This window comes from Kribbella sp. NPDC104218, from assembly GCF_055584105.1.
In genome coordinates, this window is record NZ_JBVJMQ010000001.1 from 234,268 (window position 1) to 252,084 (window position 17,817).

Sequence of the window (17,817 nt, forward strand, 5' to 3'; positions counted from 1 at the left end):
CCTTCAGCTTGCTTCAGGTTCCCTTGGGCAGCTGCTCCACATACTCCCGATCATGCTTCTGGTCGCCGATCCGCCGTACCGCCCGAGCCTGGTCACCGCCGTCGCGGACCGCCTCGGGCATGTCGTTGCCCCGGTCACCGATCGCCGCGCGAGCGCCTGGCCCGCGGCGATCCTGGCCACGCTCTTCGCCGCGGCGTACACCTGGTTCGCGTTGCTGCGGCACTGGTCGTACCGTTCGGGCGGCTTCGACCTCGGCATCTTCGACCAGGCCGTGCACAGCTACGCCCAGGGAAGGTTGCCGGTCTCAACGATCCGCGACCCGAACCTGATCCTGCTCGGCGACCACTTCCACCCGATCCTGGTCGTGCTCGCGCCGTTCCACCGGATGTTCCCGATGGCCGAGACCCTGCTGGTGGCGCAGGCGTTGCTGTTCGCCCTGTCGGTGTTCCCGATCACCAGACTGGCCTGTACGACGCTCGGCCGGACGATCGGCCTCGTCGTCGGGGCGTGCTACGGACTGTCCTGGGGTCTGCTGAACGCGATCAGCTTCGACTTCCACGAGATCGCGTTCGCCGTCCCGCTGCTCGCGTTCGCGCTCACCGAGTTCCTGTCCGGGCGGTCCGGCCGGGCGGTCGCGTTCGCGGCCCCGCTCGTGCTGGTGAAGGAGGATCTCGGGCTGACGGTCGCCGTCCTCGGGGTGCTGATCGCGCTCCGGCCCGGCACCCGCCGGCTCGGCCTGATCACCGCGGCCGGCGGCGCGATCGCGTCGCTGCTCAGCGTGTTCGTGATCATTCCCGCATTTAGTGCCTACGGCAACTATCGCTACCTCGGCAAAGGCGGGCTCAAGGCGCCGGAGGCCGCGCTCTCCGGCGACTTCCTGTCAGCGGGCAAGCTGCACCTGGTCCTGCTGTTGTTGCTTCCGACCCTCTTTCTGGCCGTCCGTTCCCCGCTGGTCGCGCTACTGCTGCCGACCCTCGGCTGGCGCCTCGGCAGCACCTACATCCTGTACTGGATTCCCACGTTCCACTACGACGCCGTCCTGATGCCGATCCTGTTCTGCGCGCTCATCCACAGCCTCGTCCTGCTCCGGCCGTACTTGGTTGGACGCCGACGCCGCTGGGCGCGACCAACCATCACCGCCGCGCTGGCCGCAACCGCCCTGATCCTCTTCAGCCAGGCGGCCGCCTCCGAAGGCCCCGGCCACCGCTCCGAGTTCACCGCCGCCGCGGACCGGATGATCGCGCTCGTCCCCGACGGCGCCACGATCAGCACCACGGACACCATCGCGCCGCACCTCACGTCACGCACCGACGTCTATCTCCTCCGAGTCAACCAGCCGACCGAATGGACACTCGCGCCGTACGACGACCCGCAGCTCAAGCCCCGCCCCGCCGACGTCGTCATCCGGGACGGCGATCTGGTGCTGATGCATCACGAACCTACGTGAGCAGTTCCACCTGGGTAAGCCGCTTCCCGCCGGCGGTCAGCACGAGCCGGTAGTGCTCGTACGCTGCCGGCGCGCTCAGCTGGAACGGGCGTACCTGTCGCCGCCACGCGAAGACCTGATCCGAACGCTCATCGAGCACGGTCCAGGTCGTGCCGTCCGTGGAACCCTCAAGTCGCCAACCGCTCGGATCGTCCTGCTCAGGACCGGATGTCAGGGTGTAGAACGCAGCAACCCCGGGCTCCGGCAGCGACCACTCGACCGTGTCACCGGCAACCATCGCCGAGGTGTCAGCCGTGTTGTCGAACAGCGGATCGGCCGAGGCGGGGATGAGATCGACGAGCGGCTCAGCGACCCGGTCGTCGGTGGTCAGCGACGGCGGCGACTCCAGCGCCGCCCAGTCGGACGGCGACGACCCGAGCTCGAACTCGACCGTCGAAGCGCCCGCCAGCTCGGCCGCGGTGATGGATGCCGTCGACAACGACTTGCCATCGACCCGAACTTCTTGCACATAAGGATGTTCCACGCCGGACGCCGTGATCACGAACGGCGAGCCGCCGAGCGGCGCGACCGTGACGCGCGGGAACAGCGGCGAACCGATCGCGTACTCCGGAGCGCCCACCCGCAATGGATACAGACCGAGCGCCCCGAACAGGTACCAGGCCGACATCTCCCCGTTGTCCTCGTCGCCCGGGTACCCCTGCCCGATCTGCTCGCCGACGTACAGCCGGTCGAGCACCTCGCGGACGACGGCCTGCGCCTTGTGCGGAGCACCGGCGTAGTTGTACATCCAGGCGATGTGATGCGCGGGCTGGTTGCTGAAACCGAACTGCCCCATCCGCACCGCCCGTGCCTCGAGCATCTCGTGGATGACGATGTCGTAGGTGCCCTTCTTCGTCCCCAGCTCCGGCGTCGCGAAGAACTCGTCGAGCTTGGCCTCCAGCCCGCTCGGACCGCCGTACAGATTGGCCAGACCGCGCGGGTCGTGGGCGACGTGGAACGCGAAGTTCCACCCGTCGGTCTCGGTGAAGTCACCGCCCCACTCGCACGGGTCGAACTCGTCCGGCGTCTGCGCGAACGTCCCGTCCGGCCGCCGTCCCTGGAAGAAGTTGATCGCCGGATCGAACAGCAGCACGTAGTTCCGCGACCGCCGATAGAGGTACGCCGACTCCTCGCGCAACTGCTCACGCCGCGCGGCCGGCACCGCCGGGTCGTCCGCCAGCCGAGCCGCCATCACGGCCAGCCCGAAGTCGTTGAGGTACGCCTCCAGCGACCAGGAGACGCTCTCCTCGGTGTCCGTACTCACGTACCCGTTGAAGAATCCGGTCGTCGCGCCCTTCCGCCCGACCTCGGTCTCCGCCGGAACGACGGTCGCGTTCCGCAGCCCGGCGTCGTACGTCGCCAGCGGATCCGGCAACGCGACCCCGCGCAGGTAGGCGTCCGCGAACGACACGTCGGACGACGTCCCGGTCATACAGTCCGCGTATCCGGGCGAGGACCAGCGCGCGATCCATCCGCCGTCGCGGTACTGCTGCACGAACCCGTCGACCAACTCGGCGCTCAGCTCCGGGTAGAGGAACGCGTACGCCGGCCACGCCGTCCGGTAGGTGTCCCAGAAGCCGCTGTTCACATACATCTTGCCGGGCTTCACGACCGCCGCGCCGTCCACGGTCGGCAGCACCGGGCTCGCGTAGACGTACGACGGCTCCGCCGCGGTCCCGGCGTTCTCGTACTGCGAGTTCGGGTAGAGGTTGAGCCGGTAGAGGTTGCCGTAGACCGTGCGCAGCTGCGGCTCGGTCGCGCCCTCGGGACGGATCACCGCGAGCCGCTCGTTCCAGATCGCGTTCGCAGCGCCCTGGATCTCCTCGAACGAGCGACCTGCCAGCTCCAGCGCCAGGTTGTGCCGCGCCTGCTCGACGCTGATGAACGACGTCGCGATTCGCAGCGTCACCTCGTCAGCGGCGAATGTCGCCGCCCGGGCGTTCGAGCGTCCGCCGGACGCCGGGCCGAAGGTCGCCTCGGCGGAGAACTCGCCATAGCAGAACATCCGCGTCCGCCCGGTCTCCGAGCCGTTCTCGACCCAGCCGGTGAGCGCGCCGTCGGCGTAGTCGAACGCGCCGTTCTCGTCGATCGTGTCGAAGATCAGGTGCCGCCCGGCGGCGTCGTCCGGGAACGTGAACCGGAAGATCGCGCCGTGGTCGGTCGGCGCCAGCTCGGCGCGCAGTCCGCTGCTGAACCGGACGGAGTACAGATCCGGGCGCGCGATCTCGTCGTCGTGCCGGAACGCCGCGGCCCGCGCCACCGGATCGCCCAGCGGCTCCGCGGCGGCCACCGGCATGATCGTCAGCTGGTCGCGGTCTCCCATCCACGGGCTCGGCTGGTGCGAGAACGTCAGCCCCTGCAGCTCGGTCAGGTTGTCGGCGTTGTTCAGCCGGTGGTACTCGTACGCCCAGCGATGCGTCGAGGCGTCCGTGACCGGGGTGATGAAGTTGAACCCGTTCGGCCAGGCGGTCAGCGGCAGGTTGTTCCCGCGGGAGAACTCGAAACTCGTGTTCGTCCCGCGCCGGGTGTCGACGTACGCCGCCAGATCCGCCCCGTCGAGCCGCGCCGGCGCCGGGCCGATCTCGACGTCGTCGATCCACCCGACATACGGCGTCCCGGACGACGGCGCCGCGAGCGTCAGCACGACGTCCGCGACCGTCTTACCGGCCGCGGCCGTCAGGTCGACCTGGACATCGTTCCACTGGTCGGCATACAGGATCTTCGCCGCACCCTGCCCGGCAGCATCGAAAGCGAACCCGTACTGATCCGTGACCCCGAGCTCCGACAGCCGGCTCCCGTCCGTGAACACCAGGTCGACCGCCACGTACGTAGCGTCGTACTCGAGCGCCGCGTCCAGCACCGGATACACCTTGTACCGCAGCCGATCAGCAGCCCCGAGCGCCCCGGCGGTCACTCCTAGCGACGCCTCCTGCCGCCCACCGGTCTCCCCGGCGAACCGCACCGCGTCCACGCTGCTGAAGCCTGCCTGCGGGCTCGTCGGCCCACCCGGTCCGCCACCTGTCTCAAGAATCACGGCCGCCATGTTATGACATTTCATCCGGCAGGGGCAGGGGGTCAGTCAGCAGAGCTGGGCGAGCAGGTCGGTCAGCTCGGTCTGGAGCGGCTGGTCCCAGGTCGACGCCTCGGGGATGGTCCGTAGCCCTTCGGTCCGGACGAAGTGCAGGGCGCGGAGGGCGAAGGCGGCGCCGCCGGCGCGGAGCTGGCGATCGACGAGGAACGGGTCGGCGGCGGTGAGCTCCACGTAGTGGGCGATCAGCGGACCGCGATCGTGGCCAAGGGCAACGGCATCGCGAACCAGGGTGTAGAGGTCGCTCAGGTCCGGGCCGAGGTGGGCGAGCGGCCAGTCGACGGCGGTCCAGCGGCGGCCGTCGGTGACCAGGTTCTTCGGGACGAAGTCACCGTGGACGACGCGGACCGGCGTCTCCCGATGCAGACGAGTCAGGGCGTCCACCAGCGGCGTGACGTCGAGGTCGATCTCGGTCGCGAGCTCCTTGGCCCGCTCCGGCGGGAACCCGCTCGGACCGTCGATCGGCACCGCCCGGATCGCCGCCAGGACGCCGACCGCGGCGAGAAACCCGGCCGCGGTCGGCTCCTGCTCGAGCGTCACCCGCCCGACGTCCTCAAGGACGAGCACCTCGCCGTCGCCGTACAGCAGGCGCGGCGCCGGCACCCCCGCGAACCGCTCGTACGCCGACGCCTCACCCGACTGGTTGCCCGTCCCCCGCTTCGCGATCACGCTGCGCAGCCCATAGGACAGCCGCCACACCTCGGACGACGTCCAGCGCCGCAACAGCTCACCGTGCAGCGCCTCGACGTCCGGCGCCTGTGTCGCTTCGAGGACCGCGGGAGGAAGCCAATCGGGAAGCACCCGACGAGTAGATCACGCGCCGTCGGGCGCTTCCCAACGGATCAGCCCCGCCGGTCGAAGTTGCCCTGCGCGGCGATCGCGGCCGCCCGATCCGCCAGCGAGCCGGCCGGCTTCTTCCGCGTGGACGCCTGCCCGTCAGCCGGTACGTCGGGGCGCGGCGCGCCGTCGCACTCGACGCGCGAGCCCGGCAGGATGCCCTTGATCAGGTAGTCGTCGACCTTCTTGGTGACGCAGGGGTTCGAGCCGTACTGGCCGTGGCTGCCCTCGTCGCGCACCGAGATCAGGTTGTTCTTCAGCGCGGCCGCCATCGCCGGCGAGCCGTCGTACTGCGTGGCCGGGTCGAATTCGGCCCCGATGACCAGGCCCACCGGATACCCCTTGCGCTTCAGGTCGACCAACGGCTCCTGCGGCTTCCACTTCGCGAAGCTGCAGTTCGTCGGTGCGGCCTGCATCGCGCCCGGCCCGTACGGGTACTTCTCCCGGAACAACCGCATCTGCTCCTCGTACCCCTTGAGGTCCTTCGCCCAGACCGCCTCACAGGTGACGGCCGGGAAGACGCCGTTGTAGGTCTTCTTGATGTTGCCGTAGAGGATCTTGAGCGCCTTCCCGGCGTCCGGGCTCAGCTTCGCCTTCGCCGGGTTGTTCGCCGCGTCCCGGATCTGGCCGATCAGCTCGGCCGCGAGCTCCCACTGCGGCCGGTAGCCCGAACCGCCGAGAATGATGTCGAACCAGGTCCCGTCGATCATCGGCCCCTCCGGCTCCCCCGGCCACTGCACCGGGTTCGCCGCCAGCTTGGCCCGGATCCCGTCCAGGTAGCCGCGGACGGCGGCCTGCGTCGTACCGAAGTGGTACCGGCTGTCGCGTTCGGCCATCCAGGCCGCGAGCGCGTCGAAGTTCTCCCGCGCCGCCACCGAGACCTGCTTGGCCTGCTCGTAGTACTGCCAGTCCGGATGCATCGCGGCGTCCAGCACCGATCGGTTCAGGCCGCTCGGGAACAGCGAGCCGTAGACCGCGCCGAGCAAGGTCCCGTACGAGTAGCCGAGATAGTTGAGCTTCTTCTCGCCGATCGCCGCGCGGATCACGTCCATGTCCCGCGCGGTGTTGGCGGTGGTGATGTACTTGCGCAGCCCACCGCCGGCCGCTTCGCAGCCCTTCTCCTGGGCCTCCGCGTCGGCCGCGATCCGCGCGAACTGCTCGTCGGTCGGCCGCGTCTCGTACAACTGCTCGATCGGCGGCACCTCACAGTCCAACGTCGACGAGCGGCCGGTACCGCGCGGATCGAACCCGATCAGATCGAACGGCCCAGCGATCTTGTCGTTCCGGAACCCCTGCGGCATCAGCAGCCCGTCGCCGCCGGGACCACCCGGGTTCAGCATCAGCACGCCCTGCCGGCGCGCGGGGTCCGTCGCCTTCCGCCGGCTGATCGCGATCGACAGGTTGCCGTCCGCGGGCTTCCGGTAGTTCTTCGGGACGACGACCGTCGCGCACTCCAGACCCTCCCACGCCTTCTTCCACTCCTCCGGCGGGAACGGCCAGCCCTCCGGCGGCGGCCCGGCCTCGCACGCGGCCCATTCCGCCTTCTGGTCGTAGTAGGCCGCCAGCGAGCTGCCTGCGTTGGCCGGGACCGCCACCAGCGAGCTCGCCGCGAAGCCGAGCCCGAGCGTCAGGCTCGTGACGCGGGTCAGCCAATGTCGCGCATTCATCTGCTGTCTCTCCGTTCACCGAGGGTCAGGAGGTGGTGACGCTAGTGACACCTCGGTGTGCCGGTGATCAACAGCAGATAGGGATCCTGTGAAGGCTCAACTCAGGCCGGTCGGCCGGAACGACTGGTAGAGGGCGGGCATTGCCTCGATCAGGGCGTGCTCGTACTCGGACGGGTCGTCGCGGACGAAGACGGACGTCCGGCCGCCGCTGCCCTCGCCGAGTTCGAACGAGTACAGGCCGCTCGGGTGCGAACGCACCGTGCACGGGACCTGCTCGTTGCGGATCACGGCGTCGTCCACGCGGACGTCGTCCGCTGGGACGATCGCATGCGAACCGTCCGCGCGGCGGACGAGTTTCCGGCCGGAAACCTCCATCCAGACCGCGGTCTCCCAGACCGAGTGGGTGCGCTGGTAGATGTCGGCCATCAGCTCGGCCGGCGCCTCCTCTTCGAGCACACGCAGGAAATCGGGTCGCGACGACCGGCCGAGCGAATAGGCGAGGTAGCGCCGGAGCCACGGATGCATGTCCGCGACCCACTTCAGATCGGGCAAGCTCCAGAACGTGTTGTGGTTGTCGTAGCCGTAGCAGCTGTGCTCGGCGACGCCGTCGTCGGCCGCGCAGGGATAGAGCGAGATCGGCAGGCCCGAGTCGATGATCCGGATCATCGCCTGCGGGTCCTGGACGACGTTCCACTCCGGGTACGTCGGCGTCGTCGTCCCGGCCGAGAGGTGGATCCGGGCGACGTTCTGCCGGAACACGTCCGGCGCCCGGTTGAACGCGAGCGCGAGCGGCCGGGCTGACCCGAAGGACAGGAGGTGCACCGGTTCGGGGCTGTCGGCGACAGCGTTGATGAGCAGCTCGACCCCCCGCTGCTGAGACGGCGGAGCGTCGTACATCCTGTCGTTCGGGTCGCGCATCCGGGTGAACGGGCACCACGCGAACGGGACGTCGCGGCCGAAGATCGCATTCAGCTGGGTGACCGCGACGACACCCGGGTCGCGCGGACCGGCGTACCCGGGGACGCCGCCGTCGACCAGGTGCCGCTTCTCCTCCAGCACGTCCAGGATCACCGCGCGCAGGTCGATCTCGGGCAGGCCGTAGGCCATGATCAGGTCGACGTTGTCGCCCGGGTCCTCGGGCGGGTGGTAGAGATCGGTGACGCTGATGACAGGGACGGGCATGTCAGCCTCGAATTCCGGTGGTGGACAGCGATTCGGTGTACTGCCGCTGGAAGAACAGCAACAGCACCATCGGGACGACGCTCAGCACGAACGAGCCGGCCAGGATCTGGCCGAGATCGACGGAGTACAGGTTGCTGAGGTTGGCCAGCGCGATCGGCGCGAGTTGTTTGCCCGGTGAGGTGCCGATCAGCAACGGCCACAGGTAGGCCTGCCACTGGGACAGGAAGAGCATCAAACCGGCGCCGATCAGCGCCGGTTTCGACAGCGGCAGCACGATCCGCAGCAGCGTGCCGACGCGGCCCAGGCCGTCGACCTCGGCGGCGTCCAGCAGCTCCTGCGGGACGGCGAGGAAGAACTGGCGCAGCACGAAAATCGCGAACCCGTTGGCCAGGGCCGGCAGGATCAGCCCGGCGTAGCTGTCACTCAACCGCCAGGTGCTGAACAGCCCGGACAACGGGATGGCGATCGCGTCGAACGGCACCATCGAGACCAGGATCACGAAGACGAACACGGATCCGCGGCCCGGGAAGTCGAGCACTGCCAGGGCGTACGCCGCGAGGACCGCGACGACGAGCCCGAGGACGACGGTGACGCCCGCGACCAGGAAGCTGTTCGCGAGCGCCCGGGCGAAGTCGCCGTCCAGGAGGACCTCGTAGTTCGCGAACGATCCGCCGGCCGGGACGAAGGCCCGCCACGACAACGGCGTCAGGTTCTCGACGAACGAGTTCCCGGGCCGCAGCGAGGACGCGAACACCCACCACAGCGGCAGGAAGATGAGCCCGGCCGCGAGCGCGGCCGCGACCACCGAGACGATCCGGGAGGCCCTCATCACCGCTCCTCGCGCAGGACCCGGAACTGGATCGCCACCACGGCCGCCATCAGGATCATCAGCAGCACGACCTCGGCCTGCGCGACCCCGAGGTCACCGACCTGGTAGGCGTTGGCGTAGACGTCGTACATCAGCAGGTTCGTCGAGCCGTCCGGCCCGCCCTTGGTGAGGATCTGGACCGGCGCGAAGGCGAGGAAGCTGCCGACCGTGCAGGCGACCAGGACGAACGCCATCGGACGGCGCAGCAGTGGGAGCGTGATCGCGGTCAGCCGCCGCCACCAGCCCGCGCCGTCGATCATCGCGGCCTCGTACAGCGTCTGCGGGATGTCCTTCAATCCGGCCACCACGAACAGCATCCAGTAGCCGATCGCGCCCCACGCGAGCATCAGGCCGATCGACCCGAGGGCCTGGTCGGACGACGTCAGGAACGGCTGCTTCGGCAGCCCGAGCGCGGCGAACAGCGAGTTGAGCAGGCCGTCCGGCTGCATCGCCGTACTCCAGATCAACGCCGTGACCGACCCCGGGACGGCGGCCGGCACGAAGACGAGCGACCGCCACAACCCGACCGCCGGCAACTGCTGCGCGAGCAGCAGCGCCAACGCCGTCGACAGCACCACGATCACCGGGTTGAGCACCAGGTTGAACAACAGCGTCGTCCCGAGCACCGCGTGGAACTGCGACGAGCCGAGCAGATACGCGTAGTTGTCGAAACCGGCGAATTCCTTCACCCCGGTCCGCAGCGACAGGTGGCTGAAACTCTCCGCGAACGCCGACACCGCCGGGACGACGCGCAGGGCGACCATGCCGAGTACGGCCGGAGCCAGCAACAGGACGGCGAGCCGCGCGTCGCGCCAGCGCCGTGGCGTCATCGCCGCCATCGGGCTCAGCCGAGCCGCTCGAACTGCCGGGCGATCGTCTCGTCGGCCTTCTTCGCGCGGGCGGCCGGGGCGCTGCCGTTGCGGACGTCGGCGAACAGCTTCTCGGCCTCGGACTCGAACACCGTGTAACCGGTCACCGGCGGCCGGTGGACGGCGGTGGTCCGCAGCTCGCTCTCCATCAGAGCCGCCAGGCCCTTGGTCGCGGCGCCGCCGGACGCCTCGAACTGCGCCGCGAAGGTCTTGTAAGCATCCTTCTGGGTCGGCGTGATCTGCGCGATCTTGATGGACGCCGTGTTCCCGGCGGCGGTCAGGTTGGCGCAGTCGAGGAACTTCTTCGCCATCGCCTGTTTGGCCGACTTGGCGCTGACCGCCATCGCCCACGAATCGGTCGACGTCGCCGGCTTGCCGCCCGCGAAGACCGGCGCGGCCGCGACCCCGAAGTCCAGCTTGGTCTTCACCGCGTTCGAGACCGTCCACGGGCCGGAGACGATGAAGCCGGCCTTGCCGCCGGCGAAGAGCGCGTTGGTCTTGTCGTTGGTGATACCGCGCGGCGACAGGCCGTCGGTGAAGAGCCCGGAGTAGAAGGTCAGCGCCTGCTGCCAACCAGGGTTGGCGAAATCGGGTTTGTCCTGCTTCTCCCCCGTCAGCCCGTTACCGCCGCCCGCGGAGACGCCGAGCGGCTGCAGCTGGTAGTAGCTGTCGAACTGGTCGAACAGCAACGGGTACTGCACGCTGCCCTTCAGTCGCGCCGACGCGTCCCGGAGCTGCTGCCAGGTCCACCGCCGAGCCGGGTCGGCCGACGGCGGCTCGATGCCGGCCTTCCGCAGTACGTCGGCGTTGTAGTAGAGGAACTGGGACGTCGTCCAGGGTGAGATCCCGAGCAGCTTGCCGTCGATCTCGTTCGCGGTGACCATGTCCGGGCTGACGGCGTTCGCGATCGCCTGCGCTTTCAGCTCGGACAGGTCGGCCAGGAAGCCGCGGTTCGCGTAGTCGCGGATCCAGGCCGGGACGACGGTGAAGACGTCCAGATCCGCGTTGCCCTGGGTCAGCCGCTGGGTGATCGTGCTGGTCAGCTGCGGGTACGGGATGTTCAGCTGTTTCACGGTCAGCCCTGGAAGTTGCTTCTGGCAATGATCGATGACCGGTTTCCAGGTGGCGGCCGGGTCGGCGTTCGCGAAGGTCAGCGTGACCGGTCCGGCCGCGGGCTGCTGGGGCGGAGCGGTCGCCGGAGCGGACTGACAGGCGGCGAGAACGAGAACTACGGGCAGGGTCAACCAGGGGAGTTTCACAGCCGTGCTCCTTCGCAGGCGGTGCGGATCCGGTCCACGATGCGCCGGGCGACCAGGCCGGCGTCGAGATCGGAGACGATCCGGTGCGGCCCGTCGCCGGGCGTGAACCGGGTGGCGCCGGCCGGGTCGACCTCGATCCGGCCGGTGGTGAACGTGAACAGCTCCGGGTCGGTGATCGTGAGGACGGCGGCCGGGTCGTGCGGCACGTTGGAGTCCTCTGCGGTGAACTTCCAGAACTGCCGCATCTCGGCGGCGAGCAGCCGCCCGAGTGGGCCGGCGGCGTCGATCCGCTCGACCACGGTGGCGCCGAGTCGGATCCGGGTGGTCTGGTCGAGCCCGATCACCGTCGCCGGGACGCCGCTGCCGAAGACCGCGGCAGCCGCGTCGATATCGCACTTGATGTTGTGCTCGGCCCGATCGCTGCCGAAGTCCCCGCCCATCACGATCAGCTCACCGATGGCGTGGCCGGTGCGTTCGACGGCCTCGGCCACGTTGGTGAGCGGGCCGATCGCGACCACCGTCCGCGAGCTCGCGAGCACCTCGATCGGGTCGGCTTCGGCGTCCACCTTCTCCTGGTCGAGGTCGGGCAGCAACGCGCCCTCGTGCCCCGGCCACCAGACCGGCCGGCCCGACCGCGGCGTCGTCCGGCCGGGGACGATCGGCCCTGGCTCCTGGCCCGCGGTCGCGATCAGCCGGGCGACCATCCTTGCCCTGAGCAACGTGTCGCCGTAGACCGTGGTGACGGCGGTCAGGTCGAGCTCGGGCGCGCCGAGGATCACGGCCAGCGCGAGGGCGTCGTCGACGTCCGAGCCGATATCGGTGTCGAGGGTGAATGCGGTTGCCATCAGCATCCTTCGGGGTCGCGGGTCAGCTCAGCGGGGCGGTGGTCTGCCAGAGCGTGTAGGTCCACAGGGAGTCCGGGTCGGGATCGGCGCTGGTGTAGACGACGGTCAGCGCCGACTCGTTCGGCAGCGTGCCGTAGACGGTGCGTAGGAAGCCCGGGTTGTGCGTGCGCGCCTTGCCGGTGCGGGCGCCGGTGATCGTGCTCTCCACCCGCCAGGTGCCGCCGGAGGACGCCCAGAAGTCCGCGCCGGAGATACTCGCGATCTGCACGTGGTCGGAGATGTAGTTCGGGTTCGACGCGGGGTACGGGTGGCCCTCGCGGACCATGAAGAAGCGGTCCCGCGGCGGGGAGTAGACCAGGTCGAAGTTGTTCAGGTCGTCCTGGGCGCCGGTCGCGGTGGTCAGCCCGGCCATCGGTAGCGTGCGCTCGTACTGGACGACGGGCGTACCCGAGCCGAAGCTGATCTGCGCGGCCTTACCCGTGTTCCCGCTCGGCAGGCCTTGGGTCCAGGCGAGCACTACCGTGCCCTCGGCGGCATTGATGGTCGTCGCCGTCGGCTGACCGGCGCCCCACTGGTCCGGGTGGTTGCCGGGGAACGGGATGACCGGGTTCGGCATCTTGATCCAGGGCCCGTCGAGGTTGTGGGCGACCGCGACGCCGATCGCGTTGTGCGCGGAGCGGTCGACGTCGTTGCCCAGGTAGAACATCGCGTAGCTGTAGGTCTGGCCGTTGAACGGCACGTTCACCCGGACGACGCTCGGGTCGCAGTTGTGCCAGCTGTCCCAGCCCGTACCGGCCGGGGCCAGCACCGACCGCGACGAGACACCCACTCGGGTCAGGAAGATGTCGTCGCGAATGGTGTTCCGGGCCTTGCTGTGACACGTGTAGAGCCGGGTCGGGTTGTCGGCCACGGCGCTCGGCGCGTAGGCGTAACCACGGCCTTGGACGTCGCTCGCGGCGTACAGCCGGATCGGAGTGGACCAGCCACCGACGGCGGCATGAGCGGCCGACAGCGGAAGGAGGGTCAGGACGACGAGGACGGCGGCGATTCGGCGGAACATCGGACCTCCGGTCACAACTGAGCAGGCGGACAACCACAGGACCGGCGCACGACCAGCCCCACGTCGAGCACAGCCTGGAGCGGCTGCGGGTCAGGATCGATCAACTGCCGAACAGCCAGCTCGGCCATCTCGGCGATCGGCTGCTGGATCGTCGTCAGCGCCGGCACCGCGTACGCCGACATCGACGACCCGTCGAACGTCACCACCGCCAACTCGTCAGGCACCGAGAGCCCCAGATCAGCCGCCGCCCGCAACAACCCGATCGCCTGCCGATCAGAACTCGCGAACACCGCCTCCGGCCGAAGGCGCGCCCCGGCCGGACCCGAGCGGGCGAAAATCGAGGCGCCGGACGCCGGACGATTAGGAGCCAGAGGTGCGGGGTTGAGGAGGGTCAGGGCGGCGTTGTAGCCGCCGGTGACGGTGAAGGGGTGTTGGACGAATCGGACGCCGCCGGCGGTGGGGCGGGTGGCGAGGGCGTGGCGCCAGCCGGCCAGGCGGGCTTCGGCGACGTGGTCGCCGGCGGGGCCCGCGATGGCGGCGATCCGGGTGTAGCCGTGGTCGAGGAGGTGGCGGGTGGCGGCGACGGCGCCGCCGAAGTTGTCGACACCGATCGAGGCCGCACCCTCGGGGGCCGCGCCCAGGAAGATGTGCCGGGTCTTGGCGCGGTTCAGCAAGCGGTCGGCGGCCTGAGGGGCCTGGGAGACGATCACCAGGCCGTCGATCCGGCGCTGCAGGAAGGTCTCGAGCAGATCGAGCTCGGTGCTCGCGTCGCCTTCGGAGTTGGCCAGCAGGACCGTCCGGCCGGCGGCGCGCGCCGCCTGCTCGACCGCCGCGGCCAGCTCGGCGAAGAACTCGTTGGCGATATCCGGGACGATCAGGCCCAGCGTCATCGTCGATCCGCCGACCAGCGCGCGGGCGACGCCGTCCGGGCGGTAGCCGGTCTGCTCGATGGCCGCGAGCACCCGCTTCCGGGTCGCCTCCGCCACCGGGCGCGGGCCGCCGTTCACGACGTAGCTGACCACGGCCATCGACGTACCGGCCGCTCGAGCCACATCCGCCTGCGTCACCCTCGCCATCCGGCCCACCTCCTGTCTACACGCTTAGAATCTATACGCATAGACACCTGCGGAAGCCTTTCGATCAGGGTCTAAGGCAGAGCCGTTGTAGCGCTCTGGCAGGCTGTGCGCATGACCTCGAACGCCACCCACGCCTGGGGCTTCGGCCTCGCCACCGTCACGACCGACGGGACCGTCCTCGACGTCTGGTACCCCGCGCCCGCGCTGGGCGAGCAGCCCGCCGACGCGAAGGCCCCCGCCGAGCTGATCGCCGCCGAGGGTTTCGACGAGCTGCGCGACGTCCGGCGCGAGGTCGTCAGCACCGAGATCGCGCTGGATGCCGGCCCGGCGGGCACCGCGGACGCCTACCTGCGGCTGCACCTGCTCTCGCACCGGCTGGTCCGCCCGCACGGCCTGAGCCTGGACGAGATCTTCGGCGCCCTGCCGAACAACGCCTGGACGTCGGCCGGCCCGGTGCCGGTCGAGCAGATCGAGCAGGTCCGGCTCCGGGCCCGCGCGGCCGGCCAGCACCTGAGCGTGACCAGCGTCGACAAGTTCCCGCGGATGACGGACTACGTCGTCCCGAGCGGCGTCCGGATCGGCGACGCGGACCGGGTCCGGCTCGGCGCGCACCTGGCGTCGGGCACCACCGTCATGCACGAGGGTTTCGTGAACTTCAACGCCGGCACGCTCGGCACGTCGATGGTCGAGGGCCGGATCGTGGCCGGCGTCGTCGTCGACGACGGCAGCGACATCGGCGCGGGCGCCTCGATCATGGGCACGCTGTCCGGCGGCGGCACCCAGGTCGTCTCGATCGGCAAGCGCTGCCTGCTCGGCGCGAACGGCGGCACCGGGATCTCGCTCGGCGACGACTGCGTGGTCGAGGCCGGGCTGTACGTGACCGCGGGCACCAAGGTCACCCTGCCGGACGGCGCCGTCGTCAAGGCGCGCGAGCTGTCCGGTCAGCCGGGCCTGCTGTTCCTCCGCAACTCGGTGACCGGCGCCGTCGAGGCCCGGCCCCGCAAGGGTGAGGGCATCACGCTCAACGAGGCATTGCACGCGAACGCTTGAGCGCCCGCAACGCCAACCGCACGGCCAGTTCGGGCGTCAATCACATCGTGACCAACCGTGAGGAACCAGGCCGCCGCTCTCGCACGTTGGGAGCGGTATGCCGATGAAGCGCGGCCTGATCGTCGCACTGGGATCCGTGGGGGCGCTGGCCCTTGTCATCGGCGGCGCCATCGCCTGGGTCGGCGGGCAGGACTTCGGCCCGCTGTTGCCGCCGCCGGAGCAGTGCGAGGCGACGGTGAACGAGAGCACCGTCGTCCTCGACCTTGAGCAGGCCGAGTCGGCGGCCATCATCGTCGGCATCGCCGTCCGCCGTGGGCTGCCCGGCCGGGCGGCGACGATCGCGCTGGCGACGGCGTACCAGGAGTCCGGCCTGCGCAACGTCAAACACGGCGACCGGGACTCGCTCGGCCTGTTCCAGCAGCGGCCCTCGCAGGGCTGGGGGACGGCGCAGCAGGTCCAGGACCCGCACTACGCGGCCGGCAAGTTCTACGACGCGCTGGTGAAGATCAAGAACTACCAGAGCCTGCCCGTCACGGTCGCGGCCGACCGGGTGCAGCGCAGCGCGTTCCCGAACGCGTACGCCGATCACGAGGGCGACGCGCGGGTGCTGGCCTCCGCCCTGACCGGGAACTCGAAGGCGGTCTTCAGCTGCACGGTCAACCCGGACGAGGTGCCGGTCCAGAGCGTCGGCAAGAACGGGCTCACCCCCCGCGCGGACGCCGTCCGCCGGGACCTGCTCGACACCTTCGGCAAGGTCCCCACCGGCGGCTACGCGCCGGGCGGCGTCCAGACCGGTCACATGGAGGGCTCGGCCCACTACGAGGGCCGCGCGGTCGACGTCTTCGTCCGCCCCATCTCCGCCGCCAACACCACCAAGGGCTGGGCCCTGGCCCACTACCTGGTGGCCCGCGCCGACCTGCTCAAGATCCGTACCATCATCTTCAGCGACAAGATCTGGACCGCCGGCGGCCGCTCCGACTCCGGCTGGCGCGACTACACCCCACCAGCCCGCTCCGGCGACTCCAAAATCCTCCGCCACCTCGACCACGTCCACGTAGACGTCCTGGAGGACTGAGGTTTTTGAAAACAGGTGGGGTGCGTCAGCGCACCCCACCTAGGTACTACATGTTCGGTTGTACTGCTCTTACTCGTCGTGCTCCTGCGGGGGCAGGGCCGCGATGAACGCGTGGTCCTTGTCGATCTTGCCCATCTTGGAGGCGCCGCCGGGGGAACCCAGGTCGGTGAAGAAGTCGACGTTCGCGGTGTAGTAGTCCTTCCACTGCTCCGGGGTGTCGTCCTCGTAGTAGATCGCCTCGACCGGACAGACCGGCTCACAGGCCCCGCAGTCCACGCACTCGTCGGGGTGGATGTAGAGCATCCGGTTGCCCTCGTAGATGCAGTCGACGGGGCACTCCTCGACGCACGCGAGGTCCTTCAGGTCAACACACGGCTGCGCGATGACGTAGGTCACTGCTACTCCTCCTATGGCAGGCACGCGCAGCGCTGGCCCTCGGGTTGCTGCGATGCGGTGGTGCAAGAGTCTCTAGTATCACGGTAATACGCTGCCCACTCTGCCAGGAGTCCGGATCGTGTCAGGCCTCGGGACCCGTGATATCGGCCACCGTGTCGTGGTCCGCTATCGAAGTAAGGATGGCCTTACCGACCTCATCGGCGTCCTCGAGGACCGGCAGCCGGACACCCTCGTCGTCCGGCACGCCGACGGCGAGCGGCACCGGATCGAGCTCACCGCGATCACCGCGGCCAAGCCGATCCCCGAGATGCCGTTGCGCCGGGTCGACGTCGAGCAGCTGTTCCTGACCACCGCGCTCGGCCGCCCCGCGGCCACGACGACGTACCTGGGTGAGTGGTTGCTCCGCGCATCCGCGGGCTGGACCGGCCGCGGCAACTCGCTGCTCCCGGCCGGCGACCCGGGCCTCTCGACCGCCGAAGCCGTGGCACACGTCGAGGCCTTCTACACCGAGCGCGGCCTCCCTCCCCAAGCCCTGATCCGCCCCGGGACGCCGATCGCCGCCGAGCTGCAGGCGCTCGGCTGGGTCGACGCCCGCCCCGCGGAGTCCGACGTCCTGGTCATGCACACCACCCTCGACCACGTGAACGCCATCCCCCAGTACGACGTCGTCGTCCAGGATCGCCCGGACGACGCCTGGTACGCCGCCGCCTTCGACGGCCCGATGCCCGCGGTCGCGCCGACCGTGCTCGAAGGCGCACCCAAGGCCGTCTTCGCCTCGATAGCCGTCAACGGGCAGCTGGTAGCGGTCGGGCGGGGCGCCATGACCGGCCATTGGCTCGGAGTGGACGCCGTACGCGTCCTCCCCGGCTTTCGCGGCCAGCGGATGGCAGCGGCTGTCGTACAGGGCCTGGCGCGCTGGGCGGGCGCACAGGGCGGCCGGAGGACCTATCTGGAGGTCCTGGAGAGCAATACGGCCGCAGTGGCGGCGTACCGGCGGCTCGGGTACGCCGAGGCCTATCGCTACCGGTATCTGGTCAGCTCCGCGCAGTAGGCTCTGCT

15 protein-coding genes are annotated in these 17,817 nt (G+C 69.7%); 4 read left to right on the forward strand and 11 right to left on the reverse strand.

Going from position 1 to position 17,817, the window contains the following annotated elements; all coding sequences use genetic code 11:
- Positions 1-52 precede the first annotated feature (52 nt).
- Positions 53-1,447, forward strand: coding sequence for a DUF2079 domain-containing protein (locus tag ACZ6ZD_RS01010; RefSeq protein ID WP_465667052.1), 1,395 nt, complete (start codon positions 53-55; stop codon positions 1,445-1,447).
- Here ACZ6ZD_RS01010 and ACZ6ZD_RS01015 read toward each other — a convergent pair.
- The 10 genes from ACZ6ZD_RS01015 to ACZ6ZD_RS01060 form a co-directional block, all read right to left on the reverse strand.
- Positions 1,440-4,520 carry a GH92 family glycosyl hydrolase gene (locus tag ACZ6ZD_RS01015; RefSeq protein ID WP_465667054.1) on the reverse strand — a complete coding sequence of 1,027 codons (3,081 nt, stop codon included), beginning with the start codon at positions 4,518-4,520 and terminating at the stop codon, positions 1,440-1,442. The genes ACZ6ZD_RS01010 and ACZ6ZD_RS01015 overlap by 8 nt on opposite strands.
- A 45-nt stretch (positions 4,521-4,565) precedes the next feature.
- Positions 4,566-5,375 (reverse strand): phosphotransferase family protein, encoded by an 810-nt coding sequence (locus ACZ6ZD_RS01020; RefSeq protein WP_465667056.1) that lies wholly within the window; start codon positions 5,373-5,375, stop codon positions 4,566-4,568.
- 41 nt (positions 5,376-5,416) lie between these two features.
- Positions 5,417-7,078 (reverse strand): alpha/beta fold hydrolase, encoded by a 1,662-nt coding sequence (locus ACZ6ZD_RS01025; protein ID WP_465667058.1) that lies wholly within the window; start codon positions 7,076-7,078, stop codon positions 5,417-5,419.
- Positions 7,079-7,174: 96 nt separating this feature from the next.
- Entirely contained in the window at positions 7,175-8,260 is a 1,086-nt protein-coding gene (locus ACZ6ZD_RS01030) for a nucleoside hydrolase (protein WP_465667060.1), read from the reverse strand.
- 1 nt (position 8,261) lies between these two features.
- A complete protein-coding gene (locus ACZ6ZD_RS01035; RefSeq protein WP_465667062.1) occupies positions 8,262-9,089 on the reverse strand; it encodes a carbohydrate ABC transporter permease in 828 nt (275 codons plus the stop codon).
- Positions 9,089-9,967, reverse strand: a complete 879-nt coding sequence (locus tag ACZ6ZD_RS01040) for a carbohydrate ABC transporter permease (protein ID WP_465667064.1) — start codon at positions 9,965-9,967, stop codon at positions 9,089-9,091. Before ACZ6ZD_RS01040 ends, ACZ6ZD_RS01035 begins: the two co-directional genes overlap by 1 nt.
- A gap of 5 nt (positions 9,968-9,972) precedes the next feature.
- Entirely contained in the window at positions 9,973-11,256 is a 1,284-nt protein-coding gene (locus tag ACZ6ZD_RS01045; protein WP_465667066.1) for a sugar ABC transporter substrate-binding protein, read from the reverse strand.
- Positions 11,253-12,101: a nucleoside hydrolase gene (locus ACZ6ZD_RS01050; protein ID WP_465667068.1), complete on the reverse strand. Its 849-nt coding sequence runs from the start codon at positions 12,099-12,101 to the stop codon at positions 11,253-11,255. The genes ACZ6ZD_RS01045 and ACZ6ZD_RS01050 overlap by 4 nt, the downstream gene beginning before the upstream one ends.
- 22 nt (positions 12,102-12,123) lie before the next feature.
- Positions 12,124-13,161 (reverse strand): hypothetical protein, encoded by a 1,038-nt coding sequence (locus ACZ6ZD_RS01055; RefSeq protein ID WP_465667070.1) that lies wholly within the window; start codon positions 13,159-13,161, stop codon positions 12,124-12,126.
- An 11-nt stretch (positions 13,162-13,172) separates the two neighbouring features.
- Positions 13,173-14,237 (reverse strand): LacI family DNA-binding transcriptional regulator, encoded by a 1,065-nt coding sequence (locus ACZ6ZD_RS01060; protein WP_465667072.1) that lies wholly within the window; start codon positions 14,235-14,237, stop codon positions 13,173-13,175.
- Between the two features lie 111 nt (positions 14,238-14,348).
- Here ACZ6ZD_RS01060 and dapD point away from each other — a divergent pair, with 111 nt between their 5' ends.
- Together dapD and ACZ6ZD_RS01070 are read left to right on the forward strand one after the other, a co-directional pair.
- Positions 14,349-15,287: a 2,3,4,5-tetrahydropyridine-2,6-dicarboxylate N-succinyltransferase gene (gene dapD / locus ACZ6ZD_RS01065; protein ID WP_465667074.1), complete on the forward strand. Its 939-nt coding sequence runs from the start codon at positions 14,349-14,351 to the stop codon at positions 15,285-15,287.
- Positions 15,288-15,384: 97 nt separating this feature from the next.
- On the forward strand, positions 15,385-16,362 hold the full coding sequence (locus ACZ6ZD_RS01070; RefSeq protein WP_465667076.1) for a VldE C-terminal domain-containing protein: 978 nt from the start codon (positions 15,385-15,387) through the stop codon (positions 16,360-16,362).
- A 69-nt stretch (positions 16,363-16,431) separates the two neighbouring features.
- On the opposite strand, the gene fdxA is transcribed toward ACZ6ZD_RS01070, so the two are convergent.
- A complete protein-coding gene (gene fdxA, locus ACZ6ZD_RS01075) occupies positions 16,432-16,758 on the reverse strand; it encodes a ferredoxin (RefSeq protein WP_171676019.1) in 327 nt (108 codons plus the stop codon).
- A gap of 118 nt (positions 16,759-16,876) precedes the next feature.
- Here fdxA and ACZ6ZD_RS01080 point away from each other — a divergent pair, with 118 nt between their 5' ends.
- On the forward strand, positions 16,877-17,809 hold the full coding sequence (locus tag ACZ6ZD_RS01080) for a GNAT family N-acetyltransferase (protein ID WP_465667078.1): 933 nt from the start codon (positions 16,877-16,879) through the stop codon (positions 17,807-17,809).
- Positions 17,810-17,817: the final 8 nt, after the last annotated feature.

Excerpts from the sequence above, each read along its gene's own strand:
- ACZ6ZD_RS01010 (WP_465667052.1), top strand. The coding sequence starts at position 53 with ATGCTTCTGGTCGCCGATCCGCCGTACCGCCCGAGCCTGGTCACCGCC.
- ACZ6ZD_RS01025 (WP_465667058.1), bottom strand. The coding sequence starts at position 7,078 with ATGAATGCGCGACATTGGCTGACCCGCGTCACGAGCCTGACGCTCGGG.
- ACZ6ZD_RS01030 (WP_465667060.1), bottom strand. The coding sequence starts at position 8,260 with ATGCCCGTCCCTGTCATCAGCGTCACCGATCTCTACCACCCGCCCGAG.
- ACZ6ZD_RS01035 (WP_465667062.1), bottom strand. The coding sequence starts at position 9,089 with ATGAGGGCCTCCCGGATCGTCTCGGTGGTCGCGGCCGCGCTCGCGGCC.
- ACZ6ZD_RS01040 (WP_465667064.1), bottom strand. The coding sequence starts at position 9,967 with ATGGCGGCGATGACGCCACGGCGCTGGCGCGACGCGCGGCTCGCCGTC.
- ACZ6ZD_RS01050 (WP_465667068.1), bottom strand. The coding sequence starts at position 12,101 with ATGGCAACCGCATTCACCCTCGACACCGATATCGGCTCGGACGTCGAC.
- ACZ6ZD_RS01055 (WP_465667070.1), bottom strand. The coding sequence starts at position 13,161 with ATGTTCCGCCGAATCGCCGCCGTCCTCGTCGTCCTGACCCTCCTTCCG.
- ACZ6ZD_RS01060 (WP_465667072.1), bottom strand. The coding sequence starts at position 14,237 with ATGGCGAGGGTGACGCAGGCGGATGTGGCTCGAGCGGCCGGTACGTCG.
- dapD (WP_465667074.1), top strand. The coding sequence starts at position 14,349 with ATGACCTCGAACGCCACCCACGCCTGGGGCTTCGGCCTCGCCACCGTC.
- ACZ6ZD_RS01070 (WP_465667076.1), top strand. The coding sequence starts at position 15,385 with ATGCCGATGAAGCGCGGCCTGATCGTCGCACTGGGATCCGTGGGGGCG.